The following is a 15,184-nucleotide window of genomic DNA, read 5'->3' as shown; positions in this document are numbered from 1 at the left end:
GTCATGTATTCCGAGGATTTTGTGTATATTTGCATCCGTAAACTATTCGTAAATATTAAATTTAAGAATTATGAACGAGACAGTTAAGCAGATTTTAGACATGATCGGTGCCGACGACAAACTGAAGAAGAGTTTCTTCGACATCCTTAACGGCAACTCAACCGACAAGGTGGGCGCGCTGGTAAACCTTTTCAAGGAAGTAGGAAAGAATGTATCGGCCGACGACGTGAAGAAGGTGATGGAAGCAGCAAAGTCGCTCCCTATCAACAGCGACGTGCTGAAGAAAGCCGAGGGCTTGATTGACGGACTGAAGAACTCTCCGCTCGGCGGATTCTTCAAGTAAGAAACAAGGGTGTGGAGGCGACGGGCATTGCCTTCTCGTCTCCATCTCTCAAAAAAAGGATAATATCATGAGTATAAGAAGATTTTTATTTTTTGTTTTGACATTGGCGTGCATTACTGCGCGTGCTAATTGTTTGACGGATAATCCGAAAGTGCCTGAATTCCTCAGGTTTGAGGGTGAAAAGACTGTCGTCGCCGATTCTGTTCTGCTTGACAAGGTGCTTGGCGCGATGGATAAGAAATATCCACAGATTAAGATGAAGTTCTTGTTGTGTGTGCTTTCCGACGAGGATTTGAGTGTTTACAGCGATTACAGAGTTGTCAGCAACGAGTATTTTATCGATTATGACTCGGAGGTTGAAAAACTGTATCGCGAGAAGCTGTCTTACGGAATATGCTATTACAAGAATAGGATAATCTTTGTAGCCGACAAGAGAGCATCGACAAGCAAGAAAATATTCAGGAAGACAAGCGAGTCTCTGAAGATTGTTTTGCCGATAAGCAACAGCCAGAAAGAGCAGACTTATTTTTATTTCGATTTTAAGGGCAACTTAAAAGAATCTTTTGTTACGGGCAAGAAAAAATAGATTTATAAGCTCTGCAAAGAAACGCAACTCCTTTTTGTTGCGTTTTTTTGTCTTGTTTAACTCTAAGCATTGTGTGTCGTAAAAAAATCCGGAAATATATGAATAAACGGCTGATAATAAGGTTTATACTATTTGCGATTACGCTTTTGCCTTCGTTGAAAAGTGGGGCGCAAAACGTGTTTTTTGGAGATACGTTGCGTTTTGATAGTACCGTAACATATAAATTGCTATATGGTAAAAATCCAACAGAATACAATTTCTATCATTCGACTTTTAGGGACACCACTTTCCTAACAGATAAGGACAAGAAAAGACTTGAATTGTTTTTTAATAAAAGAATAGCAACAGAGGAACCGCTATCTTTTTATGTTATAAAGAATAAAACCTTTGACGGTGTGAAATTGTTGGCTGTTGATTATATTAAACCTTCGCGTCTAACTTTTAGAGTGTATGTTAATCCCGATGACTTTTGGGCTGCTGGTACTTATCCCGATTCACATTATCATACAAGTTCTGGAGTGTTCAAAACCGCAGGCTTTTATCGGTTTTTGTCTGAAATGATAAAAGTAAAGGAATTCTACAAAAACAAGATTTATTCCGAGCCGACAGATGTCGTAAAAAGATATGCAAAGAAGAAAATTCTGATAGAATATTCCGACAGCCTTGGCAAGACTACGAGTTGCACAATATCGGGAAAGCAGATTGCACTTGGCAACAAAAAGATAAAAGATGCCAAAGCGTTGAATTTCTGCCTTACGCGCCTCGACGATATGTTCTACAACGGCAACGACATGGCGCAGCTCTACCACATAGAGGACAAGATAAAGCCCGAAGGCAAACTCTCGATAACCGTAGAACACAAAGACTTTACTGAGATTCTGCTGAAAGACAAACTGATTGATGCCGACCGAGTTATGTATAACGAGAAGCTGTACGAACTTTTGGATTGTATAATCAACCTGTCAAAATAACATGTAGTTAAGGAAAACATCCTCTTGGTTCTGCCGAATTTCCACGCAAGGCTACAAAAGGTTACCAAGTTCTGCCGAATTTCCGCGCTCGACCTCTGGTCGTTTGCTACCGAAGGGACGCAAGAATTCGGCTGAGCAAAAAACGGGAATTTGCAATTCCCACCGTTTAAAACTATTTTTTGTATATTTGTAGCCTTTAGTGAAAATACAAAAGCGTAAAGATGAAAGAGTTGAAACATTATAGTGCAGATTTTGAGGTCGTTGTCTGTTTTATTATAATCGCATTAGTGTTTTGTATGTCACCTCATACAATATTTGACCTTACCAAGGAGTTTCCTGAAAATAATACAGGTATTGTTGTATTTTTTTATGTGGTTGTGGCGTTATGTTTGGTTTGGTATAATTTTTCAATAAAAAAAAGAAGGATAAAGTCCGACTATACAATCCTAAAACTTGACAAAGAGGGCATTAGTTATGAATTTGTTTCAAAGCCCCAAAAAATAAAGTGGAGCGATTTAAAGAAAATTGAAATTGTAAGATATAATGGATTTAAAGAGTTCATTTGTTTTTATACAGTTCAGAATAAAGTAAAAACTCTGAAATTAGAGAATAGCATAAAAATCCAAGATGCGTCTGTAGAGAAGTTTGAAAGGTCTGTCAGATACTATTCTGGTAACGAGAATATTCAAATATCTGTTGTTGATGAGGTCGAATACCCGCAGATTCCTTTTAACACTACAATTTCTGAGTCTTTTTTTCTGAATAGAAGACAGGAAAATACAGACGATAGCAAAAAGAGTAAACCATTGGAGGGAAAGTGCTATACAAAGAAGATGCCAGCTAGTGGTTACGATTATAATGAATTTATTTGTTTACTTTGTTGTTGGGGTATGATTCATGCTCTTGTGAGTCTTATTTTGACAATATACATAAGATGTAAATGCATTATTTATTATGATATTACGGCAGCATGTGTTGTGTATAGTATTGTTGTGCTTGTCTGTATTATTATAGGCTACATGAAGGGAAATAAAAACCTGTATGTGGTTTTCAGAGTTGATAAGAATGGCGTATATCTTCATAACAGAGGTTATTATGCCATTACGTTAGACTGGGACGAGATAGAAAGAATAGAGTTGAATAGTGGTTATGATGAATATATTTTTTTCTGTACCTATGAAAAAAAAGTTTATCCGTTTAATATTTCATGTTTTTATAGTAAGAAGAACTATGGTCATCTTATAAGACTAAAAAGAATATTCAGAAAATATTCAAACAATAACAAACTTGAAATTAAAACCATAAATCTTGGTTCACCTCTCTATAATTCCAATTATCCCTTCTCCGAACAATATTTTCAGACTCAAAAACGAAAATATTGTAAATATTTGGTTAGAATTGTGTAATTTTGCACTCTGAAACAAACAAAAGACAGGATAAGCCTATGCCATTAAGATTGCCAGATAAATTGCCAGCCATTGAGCTGCTGAAGGAAGAAGGCATTTTTGCCATCGACGATATTCGTGCCAACTCTCAGGACATTCGTCCGTTAAAGATTGCGGTGCTCAACCTAATGCCGCTGAAGATTGTTACCGAGACCGACTTGGTCAGAGTGCTTTCTAACACGCCGCTTCAGGTTGAGATGAAGTTCATGAAGTTGCGTACGCACGAATCAAAGAACACATCTATCGAGCACATGGATGCCTTTTACGAGTTCTTCGACGAGGCGTTCAGGGATAACAAGTTCGACGGACTTATTGTAACTGGCGCACCCGTCGAACAACTCGATTTCGAAGATGTTGAATACTGGGACGAGATAAAGGAAATCTTCGAGTGGTCTAAGACACACGTCACATCAACGCTCTACATCTGTTGGGCGGCGCAGGCCGGATTGTACTATCACTTCGGAGTGCCAAAATATCCGCTCGACGACAAGATGTTCGGCGTGTTCGAGCATGACATCAACAATACCAAAGACCCTCTGTTCCGCGGATTTGATGACCGCTTCTTTGCACCGCACAGCCGCCATACCGAGGTCCGCCGCGAGGATATCGAGAAAGTGCCCGGACTGGAAATTATGTCGGAGAGCCGCGAGGCAGGCGTGTTCATCGTGAAAGCCAACGGAGGCCGCCAGATTTTCGTTACCGGACATCTTGAATATGCTCCGAACACGCTCGACGACGAGTATATCCGCGACCTCAGCAAGGGCTTGAAGATAAAGATGCCGGTAAATTACTATCGCGACGACAATCCCGAACTCGGACCGATGGTGAAATGGCGCAGTTACGCCTATCTATTCTACAGCAACTGGCTCAACTATTACGTTTATCAGGAAACTCCATACAACTTGGAGGATATAAAATAAATGAAGAAAGCAAAATACATTGAACTCCTCTCTCCGGCAAAGAATCTTGAGTGCGGAATTGAGGCTATAAAACACGGCGCTGATGCAGTTTACATCGGCGCTCCGCGTTTTGGTGCCCGCGCAGGAGCAACAAACTCCATCGACGACATAAGGCAACTTGTTGAGTTTGCCCACATCTATCGCGTAAAGATTTACGTTACGGTAAACACCATTCTGCGCGACGATGAACTGAAGGATACCGAAGAGATGATATGGGAACTGTACAAGATTGGCGTAGATGCCCTTATTGTACAGGATTTTGCGCTTCTTAGCCTCAATCTTCCGCCAATTCCGCTACATGCCAGCACCCAGATGGACAACCGCACGCCCGAACAGGCAAAATTCCTTGCCGACCTCGGTTTTGAACAGGTTGTTCTGGCGCGCGAACTCTCTATAGGCGAGATCAGCGAGATTCACAAGGCTACCGATGTGCCGCTCGAGGTGTTTGTTCACGGCGCGTTGTGCGTTAGTTACAGCGGCCAGTGCTACGTTTCGCAGCATTGCTACAACCGTAGTGCCAACCGTGGCGAGTGCGCCCAGTTCTGCCGCTTGGCTTTCGACATGATTGATGCCGACGGAAAGACGATTCACAAGGCCAAGCATCTTCTGTCGCTGAAAGATATGAACCAGAGCGAAAACCTTGAGGCTCTGATGGATGCCGGCGCACGCTCGTTCAAGATTGAGGGCAGACTGAAGGATGCAAGTTATGTGAAGAACGTAACGGCTTACTACCGTCAGAAAATTGATGAGATTCTGAAGCGTCGCGAAGAATATAAGCGCGCATCGAGCGGAACGTCCGAACTTCAGTTCAAGCCCGTGGTGGCAAAGAGTTTCAACCGAGGTTTCACAACATATTTTGCCAACGGCCGTCAGTCCGATATAGCATCAATCTACACGCCAAAATCGCTTGGCGAGATGGTTGGCACGGTAAAGGAGATTGGTCGCGGCGGCAGATATTTCTCGGTGGCAGGCATCGCATCGTTCAGCAACGGCGACGGACTCTGCTTTATTGATGAGAACGGCTCGCTTCAGGGCTTTAGGGTGAACAGGGTAGAGGGCAACCGCCTTTATCCGAAGAGTCCCGTTCAGGGCTTGAAGCAGCGCGTGAGACTTTATCGAAACAGCGACCAAGAGTTCGAGAAACTATTGTCTAAAGATACGGCTGAACGCCGTCTGGCAGTAGATATGAAACTCTACGAAACATCCGGCGGATTCGCCCTCACGGCTACCGATGAGGACAACATGAGCGTTACTCTCGCCTTCGACCGCGAGAAAGAACTGGCTCGTTCTCCGCAGGAAAACCAGATTCGCACGCAACTTGCAAAACTCGGAAACACGCCTTTCGCGCTCAAGAATCTCGAAATTGAGTTCTCCGACAACTGGTTTGTGCCGTCATCCGTTCTTGCCGAGTGGCGAAGACTGATTATTGATAAACTTCTGCAAGACAGGCTTATAACTTATCCGCAGAACGTGAGCAAGAACGTGAGAACAGAGAAGACCGACGCTCGCTTTCCACTTCTGCCCGAAAAACTCGAAGGCGAATCGCATTGCAACTATCGTGCCAACGTGATGAACGCCAAGGCGATGGATTTTTACAAGCGTCACGGCTTTACAGAGGTCGATTGGGCTTACGAACGCGAGCCTAAGAACGGCGCGGTGCTGATGATGTGCCGCCATTGCATAAAGTTTATGGAAGGCTGGTGCACAAAGCACGGAACACGCAAGTCGCCTTTCCGCGAGCCATATTATCTGCAATCGTCCGACGGCAGGAAGTTCCGTCTCGAATTTGATTGCCGAAACTGTAGAATGAACCTTCTTGAAGCATAACGGAATATGAAGTACCTCGTTTATTTTCTCGCGCTTGTAATGCTGGCATCGTGCCACCGCAAGCATATCGATGTTGCCGACATACAGGGATATGATGAGCAGACGTTCGACTCGCTCTGCTTTGTCCGCGACCATCATTACTCGCAGAACTATAACTTCGAGGTGATAAAAGACTCGCTCGTGCTGAGAGCCGAACTTAACGATTCGTCGCAGGTTGCCGTTATTCGCAGGGGTGAGGATTTGGTTGTGGCTGATTATTTTCGCGCTACTCCCGAGATGCTCGCAAAGGACAGCGTCGACAGCATCTTCATAAAGGTGGCGCACGACCAGATGACGATAGGCTGGGTTTCGGAGAACGACATGCTCGAAAAGGTAGTGCCTACCGACCCAATCTCGCAGTTCATTCACTTCTTTACGCATAGCAAGCGATATTATTTTCTTGTGATAATGGCAATGGGTATCGCCTTCTTCCTGTATCGCAAGTTTACCCGCCAGAGAATCAAGATAGTTCATTTTAACGATATCGACAGCTTCTATCCAACGCTGTTGTGCCTCGTAATAGCCACATCTGCAACCATCTACGGAAGCATTCAGCGGTTTTTGCCCGAACGGTGGATTGACTACTACTATCATCCTACGCTCAATCCGTTCGAGATGAGCGACATACTCTTCGCCTTCCTTATTTCGGCATGGCTGATTCTAATCTGCGGACTGGCGTTGCTCGACGACCTCAGCCATCAGCTTGGGCGAAGCGAGTTGCTGTCGTACCTCTTCACCTTGGCTGGCGTGTGTGTTGTTCTGTATATGTTCTTCACCATCAGCGTTTATTTTTACGTTGGATATGCCTTCTATGTGGCATACGTCTTCTTCGCAATTCATCGGTATTGGTTCAGAAACAGAAGTCGGTTTTATTGTGGAAGATGCGGCGCGAAGATGCATAAAAAGGGCGTTTGTCTACATTGCGGTGCGATAAACGAGTGATTTCTTGGCTTTTCGATAATAAAAATGTATATTTGCCCAATAGGTAATAAACGACGAATATAAATATTATAACCCATGTTACGTATTGTCAGAGTGATTATTGCAACGGTGGTTTTTGCATTGGTCACACTTTTGTTTTTTGATTTTACAGGGACGATGAGCGGAGTGGCAGGTTGGATTCCGAAAATCCAGTTTTTGCCGGCTGTTCTTGCCCTAAACCTTTTGGTGGTGGCGATACTTGTTGTCCTCACGCTTGTGTGCGGACGCATTTATTGTAGTGTTATCTGTCCGTTGGGAATTTTTCAGGACGTTGTTTCGTGGCTTCACGGCAAGTTCAAGAAGAACCGCTTTGCATACAAGCCCGAGATGAAGGTTCTGCGCTACGGCTTCCTCATTCTTTTTGTGGCAACGCTGCTTCTTGGCTTTGGCTCTATAGCCGGGATAATAGAGCCATACAGCGCGTTTGGCAGAATTATGTCGAATATCTTCCAGCCGCTTTATATTCTTGGCAACAATGCCTTGGCTGATGTGGCAGAGAAGAACGACAGCGTTATGTTCTATCATGTTGATTTGTGGTGGATTAAGTCGCTCGCCGTATTCATTATTGCCGTTGCAACATTCTTGATTGTCAGCCTGATAGCATGGATTGGCGGCAGATTGTATTGCAACACCGTCTGCCCAGTCGGAACGATGCTCGGCTTCCTTTCGAGATTCGCTTGGCTCAAGCCAGTGATAGATGCCGACAAGTGCAACAAGTGCGGACTATGTGCCCGAAACTGCAAGTCGCAGTGCATCAACTTTAAGGAACACGAGATTGATTACAGCCGCTGCGTTGCCTGCATGGACTGCATCGGAAAGTGCCACAAGAGTGCCATCAGCTTCTCTCATCCAAAGAAGGCTCAGAAGGATGAGGCTGAGAATGTTGATACATCAAAGCGTGCTTTCATAGCAACGGCGGTTACTTTGGCATCGGCATCGGTTATCGAGACCCAGGCAAAGAAGGTAGACGGCGGACTTGCCGTGGTTGAGGACAAGGTTGCTCCGACCCGAAAGACTGCCATTACTCCTGCTGGCTCTGTAAGCGCAAAGAACGTTCAGCAGCATTGCACCGCCTGCCAGTTGTGCATCACGGCATGTCCTAACGGCGTGCTACGTCCGTCAGCAGATATCGAGACATTCATGCAGCCGCAGATGTCGTACGAGCGCGGATATTGCCGCCCAGAGTGTACGCGTTGCGCCGATGCCTGTCCGGTAGGTGCAATAAAGCCGATAACCGTAGAGGAGAAGAGTTCAACGCAGATTGGTCATGCCGTGTGGATAAAGAAGAACTGTATTCCGCTTACCGACGGAGTTGAGTGCGGCAACTGCGCCCGCCATTGTCCGTCGGGAGCAATAATGATGGTTCCTTCAGACGAGAAGGACGAGACATCATTGAAGATACCGGTTATAGATACCGAAGTCTGCATAGGCTGCGGTGCTTGTGAGAATCTGTGTCCTGCGCGCCCATTCAGCGCAATATATGTTGAGGGACACGAAGTTCATCGTACAATCTAATTTTTCAGAAAGGCTATGGCACAGAAAATAAATCGCCGTCGATTCTTGAAACTGTTCGGGGCTGGCTCGGCAGTTCTGACGGCATCGCTATATGGCTGCGACAACAAGGCGCAGAAAACGGTAATGAAAGAGAAGGCGCCGGGCGACGTTCCGACCGACAAGATGACGTATCGCGTAAATCCTAAGACGAAGGACAAAATCTCAATCCTCGGCTACGGAATGATGCGACTGCCAAACATCGAGCAGAAGGCGTCGAAGGACGGAAAGCCAACCGAGTCGGTAATAGACCAAGAGCAGGTAAACCGTTTGGTGAAATATGCTCTCGACCACGGAGTTAACTACTTCGACACATCGCCTGCCTATTGCAAGGGACATTCAGAAGAGGCTACTGGCATTGCCCTGAAGGCCAGCGGATACGACCGCTCAAAATATTTCGTGGCAACAAAGCTGAGCAACTTCTCGCCCGACACATGGAGCCGCGAGGCTGGCATAAAAATGTATCACGACTCAATGAAGTATCTTCAGGTCGATTATATCGACTATCTGCTTCTGCATGCCGTTGGCGGCGGTGGAATGGAGAACTTCAACAAAAGATACATGGATAACGGAATGCTCGACTTCCTTGTTGCCGAGCGCGAAGCAGGAAGAATAAAGAATTTGGGCTTCTCTTATCATGGCGACATTGAGGTGTTCGACTATCTGCTGGCAAATCACGACAAGTACAAGTGGGACTTTGTGCAGATTCAGCTGAACTATGTAGACTGGCTTCATGCCAAGGAAACAAATCCGCGCAACACCAATGCCGAATATCTCTACAACGAGCTGAAGAAGCGCAACATTTCGGCAATTATAATGGAGCCGCTGCTTGGCGGACGACTGAGCAAGCTGCCAGACCATGTGGTTGCCCGACTAAAGCAGCGCAGACCAGAGGACAGCGTGGCTTCGTGGGCTTTCCGCTATGCTGGACATCACGACCGCGTGCTTACCGTTCTGAGCGGAATGACGTACATGGAGCACTTGCAGGACAATCTGTGCACCTTCAGTCCGCTTGTAGACCTTACGCCAGACGACCTCGACTTCCTCGAAGAAACGGCAAAGCTCATCGTTTCGTACCCTACGGTTCAGTGCAACGATTGCAAATATTGCATGCCATGTCCTTATGGTATCGATATTCCTGCTATCTTTGTGCACTATAACAAGTGCGTAAACGAAGGCAACGTGCCAAAGGATGCCCGCGACCCTAACTACGCAAAGGCTCGAAAGGCATTCTTGGTAGGCTACGACAGAGCCGTGGCAAAGGTTCGTCAGGCCGACCATTGCATTGGCTGCGGACAGTGTGCTCCGCATTGCCCACAGAATATAAATATCCCTGAAGAACTGCACAGAATAGACGGCTTCATAGACCGTCTGAAGCAGGGAATCTTATAACAATAAATAATTTCAGAAAGATATGTTTGGATTAGGAACTCCCGAGTTGATATTCATCGCCCTCGTGGTGCTGCTGCTTTTCGGCGGCAAGAAGATTCCGGAGATGATGCACGGACTTGGCAAGGGTGTACACAGTTTTAAGGAAGGAATGAAGGGCGAGGACTCTTCGACAGACGACAAGAAGGAATCAAAAACAGAATAGCATCGTGGCTGAAAAGGAAACGATGACTTTTTGGGAACATCTCGACCAGTTGCGCGGAGTTATTGTCCGCGCAGTGGTTGCGGTGTGTCTTTTTGCTGTGGCTGCCTTCTTCTTCAAGGAAGAACTTTTCGACATTGTGCTTGCGCCAAAGCAGAGCACTTTCATTACATTCAGGCTCTTGTCGCGCATCAGTCCGATAGAGCCATTCTCCGTCAATCTGATAAACACCGGACTTGCCAGTCAGTTTATGATTCATGCCAAGGTCGCGCTCTATGCCGGTGTGTTCTGCGCCGCTCCATATATGCTCTATCTTGTGTTCAGTTATGTGTCTCCGGCGTTGTATGCCAACGAGCGCAGATATGCCGTCGCGCTGGTAGGTTCGGGCTATGCCATGTTCATCATCGGTACGGCGTTGGGATATTTCCTCATCTTTCCGTTCACCGTAAGGTTTTTGGGCGACTATCAGGTTAGCCAAGACGTGCCTAACCTTATCACGCTCGAATCGTATATCGAGACCTTCATGATGCTCAATCTGCTTATGGGCTTGGTGTTCGAGATTCCGATTCTGTGCTGGCTTCTTGCTAAGTTCGGACTTCTTAAAGCCGCCTTCATGAGACGATACCGCCGTCATGCCATTGTTGTCATCTTGGTTGCGGCAGCCATCATCACACCAACAACCGACGTGTTTACGCTTCTGCTCGTTTCGGTGCCAATCTTGCTGCTCTACGAGGCAAGCATAGTCTTGGTTTCTTGCACAAGTAAAAAATAATGATTACATTTGCGTCCGACAAACTTTAATCATTATCATGTTTTTATGAAAAACCTAAAATTCTTAGTATCCGTTCTGTTGATGGGAGCGGTTGCGATGCAGTCCGTAGCACAGGATTGCTGCAGGAAGAACAAGCGTTTACAACTTACAAAAGAGGCGGCTGCGTTGCTCGCCAATCTGAAGAAATCTCCTGCCAAGGGGGTGATGTTCGGACATCAGGACGATACGTTCTATGGCGTTACATGGGCTTACGAGAAAGACCGAAGCGACATCAAGGACCTTACGGGCGACTATCCAGCGGTGATGGGGTTTGAACTGGGCTGGCTCGAGAAACCCGATACGATGAACCTCGATTCTGTACCTTTCGCCAAGATTCGCGAGGAGGCGATAAAGCAATACGAGCGCGGCGGAGTGGTTACTATAAGCTGGCATCCCGACAATATTGTTACAAAGGCTACGAAGAGCGCGTGGGATGTGAGCCGAAACGATGTGGTTATGAATATTCTGCCATACGGTTACTATCATGAGGAGTTTATGCAGCAACTCGATCGCGTTGCCGATTTCTTGGCTTCGATAAAGACGAAGGACGGCGTGAAAGTGCCGATAATCTTCCGTCCTTGGCACGAGAATTCGGGCAGTTGGTTCTGGTGGGGCGAGAAGTTGTGCACAAAAAAGCAATATCAGGCTCTGTATATCATGACTCAGCAGGTTATGAATAAGCACGGACTCGACAATCTTATCTGGGCTTACTCGCCGGGCATCGAGGCTATGGGCAACAAAGAGAAATTCCTTGAACGATATCCGGGTGACGAATATGTTGATTTGCTTGGCTTCGACGGCTATCAATGGGGCACGGAAGAAGAATACAAGCAGATTCTGGGCAAGAACCTTCCGATGCTTGTTGAGGTAGGAAAGGAGCACGACAAGGCCGTGGCGATAACTGAGATGGGCTTCGTAAGTATTCCGACGGCAGACTGGTGGACTCGGGTGGTTAAGCCTTTCATCGACGAGAATCCGGTTTCGTATCTGCTGGTATGGCGCAACTACAAGAAGGAGTATTTCGCGCCTTATCCAAAGCAGACATCGGCAAAGGATTTTGTTAAGTTCTACAAGGCAAAGAACACGCTCTTTAGCCGCGAGGCAAAACAACTTGAATTGTATAAGTAGTTTAGAATGATTTTATAAAGCAATACCGCGCTCCGAATGTTCTTTCTTCGAAGCGCGGTATTTGTTTGATTTCTTTTTCCAGCCTTCGGGATTCCTTCGGGATTCGTTCGGGTTTTTGAAAACAGAAACGCGCCCGAGGAGTCGTTTCCTCTCGGGCGCGTTAGTTAAAGTTTGGTCGGTTGATATTTGTTACTTGAAAATCTTCTTTGTCTCGCCGTTTGCGTTAAGGATGTATATTCCGCTTGGAATGTTGAGCGAGTTGATGTCGAACTCGCCAGTTGCAACAATCTGTCCGGCAGCGTTGTAGAGAACTGCCTTGTTGCCGCTTACGCCAAGTTTAACTGTCTTTACGCCGGTTGTTTCTGCAACCTTGTAATAGATGGTTATTGATGCAAACAACTGCTTGTTCTTACCGTTTTTATCAACATCTTCTGTTGTAATCTTTGAGTTGTCGAACTTCATTACGATGTTCTTTGTAGCCTCAATGTCGGTAACCGTTGCCTTAACAGGCTTTTGTCCGCTTGTGCCGCCGGGGTATGTAACGGTACTTGCAAGCTTGTTGTCTTCTGTGCCATCAACATAAACTCCGATGAGGTCGATAGAGCGGTCGGCAGTTGCCGATTTGTTGTTGCTGTAGCCCTCAAGTTCGATGCCTGTGATGATGTATCCCTGGTTTACGGAAAGAACAATCTGGTCGTTAATGTTAGTTCTTATTTTAAGATAACTGCCGCTTGGCGATGCTGTAAGTTCGCCGTTCTCGCCTGCTGTGAACGATGTTCCGACAAGTTTATCCTTGTCGGCAGAAGGGTAGTGCGAGCCGTCGATAATCTCGAAGTGCTCAGCATTCTCGTCAACCTCAACAACCTCGGCTGTGTATACAGGAGCGTGCGATGTTGTCTTTGTTGCGTATGTGCTTCCGTCAACGCCCAGATAGTCGGCAAGGTTGTAGCCCAGATGAGGTGGCTGGTTGTAACTTGCGTTCTGCCAAGCAATAGCCATGCGGTACTGGTGGTCTTGCATCAGGCAAGGTACTTTGTACTCGGTTTCCTCGGGAGTTGAGAAAATCATTATTTTGAATGTCTTCGAAGACAAGTCGTTGTTATACTGATACATCACGATTTCCTCGCGCCAGTCGCCGAACAAATCGGCCTGAATGCATGGCGTAGCCTTTGTCGTGTTGCAAGTCTGAGGGTCGCCGTGCGATGTGAACAACTGGAATACGCTATTACCTTTTGAAGAAGTGTTGTAGGTCAGGATTCGCGGAGAAGACTTGCCTGTCTCATCGCTGTAGCGTCCGTCGAAAGTCTGGTCGTAAGGGTCGCCAGTCCAGTATATGCGGAAGTTGCAGTCTGGCTTGCTTGAGCCAAGAACTGTTCCGTCGGTGCTTGAGCGTATGTTGTTGTCGGCAGATGACCAGAACTCGAATCCGCGGTTTGCCGGAATGTAGTCGGCTGCCAAGCCACGACCGTTGTCCTTGTCGCTTGTGGCGCTGTATATCAGCTCGCCTGTTGTTCCGTCGTGAACATCGTAGCCGAAAGGCGATTCTTCGTGAGGCATCATAACCTCAAGCCCCGGACGGTCTGGGCATAGGTCGGCAACATGAAGGGCATCGCCGTGACCTTTTCCGGTTGAGCACATCAGTCTTCCGTCGTGGCCTATGGTTGCGCCGCCTGTAATTATGTCATCCAGTCCATCGCCGTTAACATCGGCAATGCTGATGCCGTGAACGCCCTGTCCGTAACTCGAACTGCCTGTTCCGCTTGCCAACAGGCTGTTGTTGGCATTGTAAGTCTGCCAAGAACCTTTAATGCCAGAGTGCAGCCAGCGTGTTTTCAGTTCAGTTCCGTTCCAGTCTACAGCCCACAGGTAGCAGTAAGTGTAGTAGCCTCTCTGCATAATGGCAGAAGGCAGTTTGTTTGTTCCGTCAAGATGGGCAACGGCAGCGTTGTATCTCTCGCCACGGTTGTAGTTAGTGCTCTTTCCGGCAACGCTTTCCCAGTCGGCATACGTCATGTCGGCGTTGCCTGTTGTGCGTGCGCGGTTAGGATTGTACCAGATGGTGTGCATAGCCTTTCCGGTTTCGCCGTTGAATACTGTTAGAAGTTCCTCTCCGCCAGTTACATGACCGTTTGAGTTAAGATATATCTTTGTATTGTTTATGCCCTTTATTGCAGCATCGGTTGCAGCCGCCGAGACATAGTTTCCGGCTGCGTCGGTAGAGCCCGGAGCAGTCTTGCAAATCATTTCAGCCTTGCCGTCGCCGTCGAAGTCGTAAACGAGAAACTGGGTATAGTGGTTTCCGGTACGGATATTCAGTCCGAGGTCTATGCGCCACATAAGCGTGCCGTCTGCCTTGTATGCATCTATCACGCAAGGCGATGTGTATCCGCTGGTTCCGTTGTCTTTGGAGTTGTTTGGCATCCATTTCAGAACGTACTCGTATTCGCCGTCGCCGTCGAGGTCGCCAACCGACATGTCATCGGGAAAATAATAGCCCTTGCTTCCGCCATGGTTGGCCTGAGCATCCGGGCGGCTTACGTTGAATGATGTGAACATGTTGTTCCATGCCTTGGTCTCGGCCGATTCCTTAACCGCGCCGTTTACGATGCACTCAACCTTGTAGGTTGCGCCCGCTTCTCCCTCCTTGTCGAGGAAGTTTGTCTTTGTTGTGATTGGGGTTGTGTTCAGCAGAGTTCCGTTTCGGTACACGTTGAACGCCATTTGTGCGTCGTCGCCCTTCAGCGAACGCCACGAAACAAGAATTCCGTTAGAAGCCTTTACGGCAACTGGTGCTCTGTTTAGTTTTTCTTCAACTTGTTGTGCCTGTGATAGTTGTACTCCACCGAGCAGTAAGGTTGATAGCAAAATGCTTTTAGACAATTTGTATTTCAGGTTCATAAATTAAATAAATGTAGTTAAACAATTTCGCCACAAAAGTAATTAAAATATTAT

At 46.5% G+C, this 15,184-nt stretch carries 13 protein-coding genes; 12 read left to right on the top strand and 1 reads right to left on the bottom strand.

Features of this window, described 5'->3' with window-relative positions:
• Positions 1-70: 70 nt before the first annotated feature.
• The 12 genes from T538_RS0106805 to T538_RS0106750 all read left to right on the top strand — a co-directional run bounded on the left by T538_RS0106805 (position 71) and on the right by T538_RS0106750 (position 12,232).
• Positions 71-343, top strand: a complete 273-nt coding sequence (locus T538_RS0106805; RefSeq protein WP_031532775.1) for a hypothetical protein — start codon at positions 71-73, stop codon at positions 341-343.
• Between the two features lie 67 nt (positions 344-410).
• Positions 411-929, top strand: a complete 519-nt coding sequence (locus tag T538_RS0106800; protein ID WP_155993043.1) for a hypothetical protein — start codon at positions 411-413, stop codon at positions 927-929.
• Positions 930-1,324: 395 nt separating this feature from the next.
• Complete coding sequence (locus T538_RS0106795; protein WP_155993041.1) at positions 1,325-1,900, top strand: hypothetical protein; 576 nt, start codon at positions 1,325-1,327, stop codon at positions 1,898-1,900.
• 221 nt (positions 1,901-2,121) lie between these two features.
• Positions 2,122-3,306 (top strand): hypothetical protein, encoded by a 1,185-nt coding sequence (locus T538_RS0106790; protein WP_031532778.1) that lies wholly within the window; start codon positions 2,122-2,124, stop codon positions 3,304-3,306.
• A 38-nt stretch (positions 3,307-3,344) separates the two neighbouring features.
• Entirely contained in the window at positions 3,345-4,265 is a 921-nt protein-coding gene (metA, locus tag T538_RS0106785; RefSeq protein ID WP_031532779.1) for a homoserine O-acetyltransferase MetA, read from the top strand.
• Positions 4,266-6,131: a peptidase U32 family protein gene (locus T538_RS0106780; RefSeq protein ID WP_031532780.1), complete on the top strand. Its 1,866-nt coding sequence runs from the start codon at positions 4,266-4,268 to the stop codon at positions 6,129-6,131. It abuts the gene before it with no gap.
• Between the two features lie 6 nt (positions 6,132-6,137).
• Complete coding sequence (locus T538_RS0106775) at positions 6,138-7,112, top strand: hypothetical protein (protein WP_031532781.1); 975 nt, start codon at positions 6,138-6,140, stop codon at positions 7,110-7,112.
• Positions 7,113-7,187: 75 nt separating this feature from the next.
• Positions 7,188-8,666, top strand: coding sequence for a 4Fe-4S binding protein (locus T538_RS0106770; protein WP_031532782.1), 1,479 nt, complete (start codon positions 7,188-7,190; stop codon positions 8,664-8,666).
• Positions 8,667-8,681: 15 nt separating this feature from the next.
• Entirely contained in the window at positions 8,682-10,094 is a 1,413-nt protein-coding gene (locus tag T538_RS0106765) for an aldo/keto reductase (RefSeq protein WP_031532783.1), read from the top strand.
• A 22-nt stretch (positions 10,095-10,116) separates the two neighbouring features.
• Positions 10,117-10,296, top strand: a complete 180-nt coding sequence (locus T538_RS0106760) for a Sec-independent protein translocase subunit TatA/TatB (protein ID WP_031532784.1) — start codon at positions 10,117-10,119, stop codon at positions 10,294-10,296.
• A 1-nt stretch (position 10,297) separates the two neighbouring features.
• Positions 10,298-11,065: a twin-arginine translocase subunit TatC gene (tatC, locus tag T538_RS0106755; RefSeq protein ID WP_231497077.1), complete on the top strand. Its 768-nt coding sequence runs from the start codon at positions 10,298-10,300 to the stop codon at positions 11,063-11,065.
• A 45-nt stretch (positions 11,066-11,110) separates the two neighbouring features.
• Positions 11,111-12,232 carry a glycoside hydrolase family 26 protein gene (locus tag T538_RS0106750; RefSeq protein ID WP_031532786.1) on the top strand — a complete coding sequence of 374 codons (1,122 nt, stop codon included), beginning with the start codon at positions 11,111-11,113 and terminating at the stop codon, positions 12,230-12,232.
• A gap of 189 nt (positions 12,233-12,421) precedes the next feature.
• Here the strand turns inward: T538_RS0106750 and T538_RS0106745 are convergent, their stop codons facing one another.
• The gene (locus T538_RS0106745) at positions 12,422-15,097 is read right to left on the bottom strand and encodes a rhamnogalacturonan lyase (RefSeq protein ID WP_155993039.1); all 2,676 of its coding nucleotides are present in this window, start codon (positions 15,095-15,097) and stop codon (positions 12,422-12,424) included.
• Between the last annotated feature and the right edge of the window lie 87 nt (positions 15,098-15,184).

The sequence above is a fragment of the Bacteroides sp. Ga6A2 genome (genome assembly GCF_000702225.1).
Taxonomy (GTDB): domain Bacteria; phylum Bacteroidota; class Bacteroidia; order Bacteroidales; family Bacteroidaceae; genus Ga6A1.
The sequence above is the reverse complement of the archived record's forward strand: the minus strand, read 5'-3'. Positions and strand labels throughout refer to the sequence as shown.

Bases quoted from the DNA above. Each gene is read 5' to 3' on its own strand.
- T538_RS0106805 (WP_031532775.1), top strand. From the start codon at position 71: ATGAACGAGACAGTTAAGCAGATTTTAGACATGATCGGTGCCGACGAC.
- T538_RS0106800 (WP_155993043.1), top strand. From the start codon at position 411: ATGAGTATAAGAAGATTTTTATTTTTTGTTTTGACATTGGCGTGCATT.
- T538_RS0106790 (WP_031532778.1), top strand. From the start codon at position 2,122: ATGAAAGAGTTGAAACATTATAGTGCAGATTTTGAGGTCGTTGTCTGT.
- metA (WP_031532779.1), top strand. From the start codon at position 3,345: ATGCCATTAAGATTGCCAGATAAATTGCCAGCCATTGAGCTGCTGAAG.
- T538_RS0106780 (WP_031532780.1), top strand. From the start codon at position 4,266: ATGAAGAAAGCAAAATACATTGAACTCCTCTCTCCGGCAAAGAATCTT.
- T538_RS0106775 (WP_031532781.1), top strand. From the start codon at position 6,138: ATGAAGTACCTCGTTTATTTTCTCGCGCTTGTAATGCTGGCATCGTGC.
- T538_RS0106770 (WP_031532782.1), top strand. From the start codon at position 7,188: ATGTTACGTATTGTCAGAGTGATTATTGCAACGGTGGTTTTTGCATTG.
- T538_RS0106765 (WP_031532783.1), top strand. From the start codon at position 8,682: ATGGCACAGAAAATAAATCGCCGTCGATTCTTGAAACTGTTCGGGGCT.
- T538_RS0106760 (WP_031532784.1), top strand. From the start codon at position 10,117: ATGTTTGGATTAGGAACTCCCGAGTTGATATTCATCGCCCTCGTGGTG.
- T538_RS0106750 (WP_031532786.1), top strand. From the start codon at position 11,111: ATGAAAAACCTAAAATTCTTAGTATCCGTTCTGTTGATGGGAGCGGTT.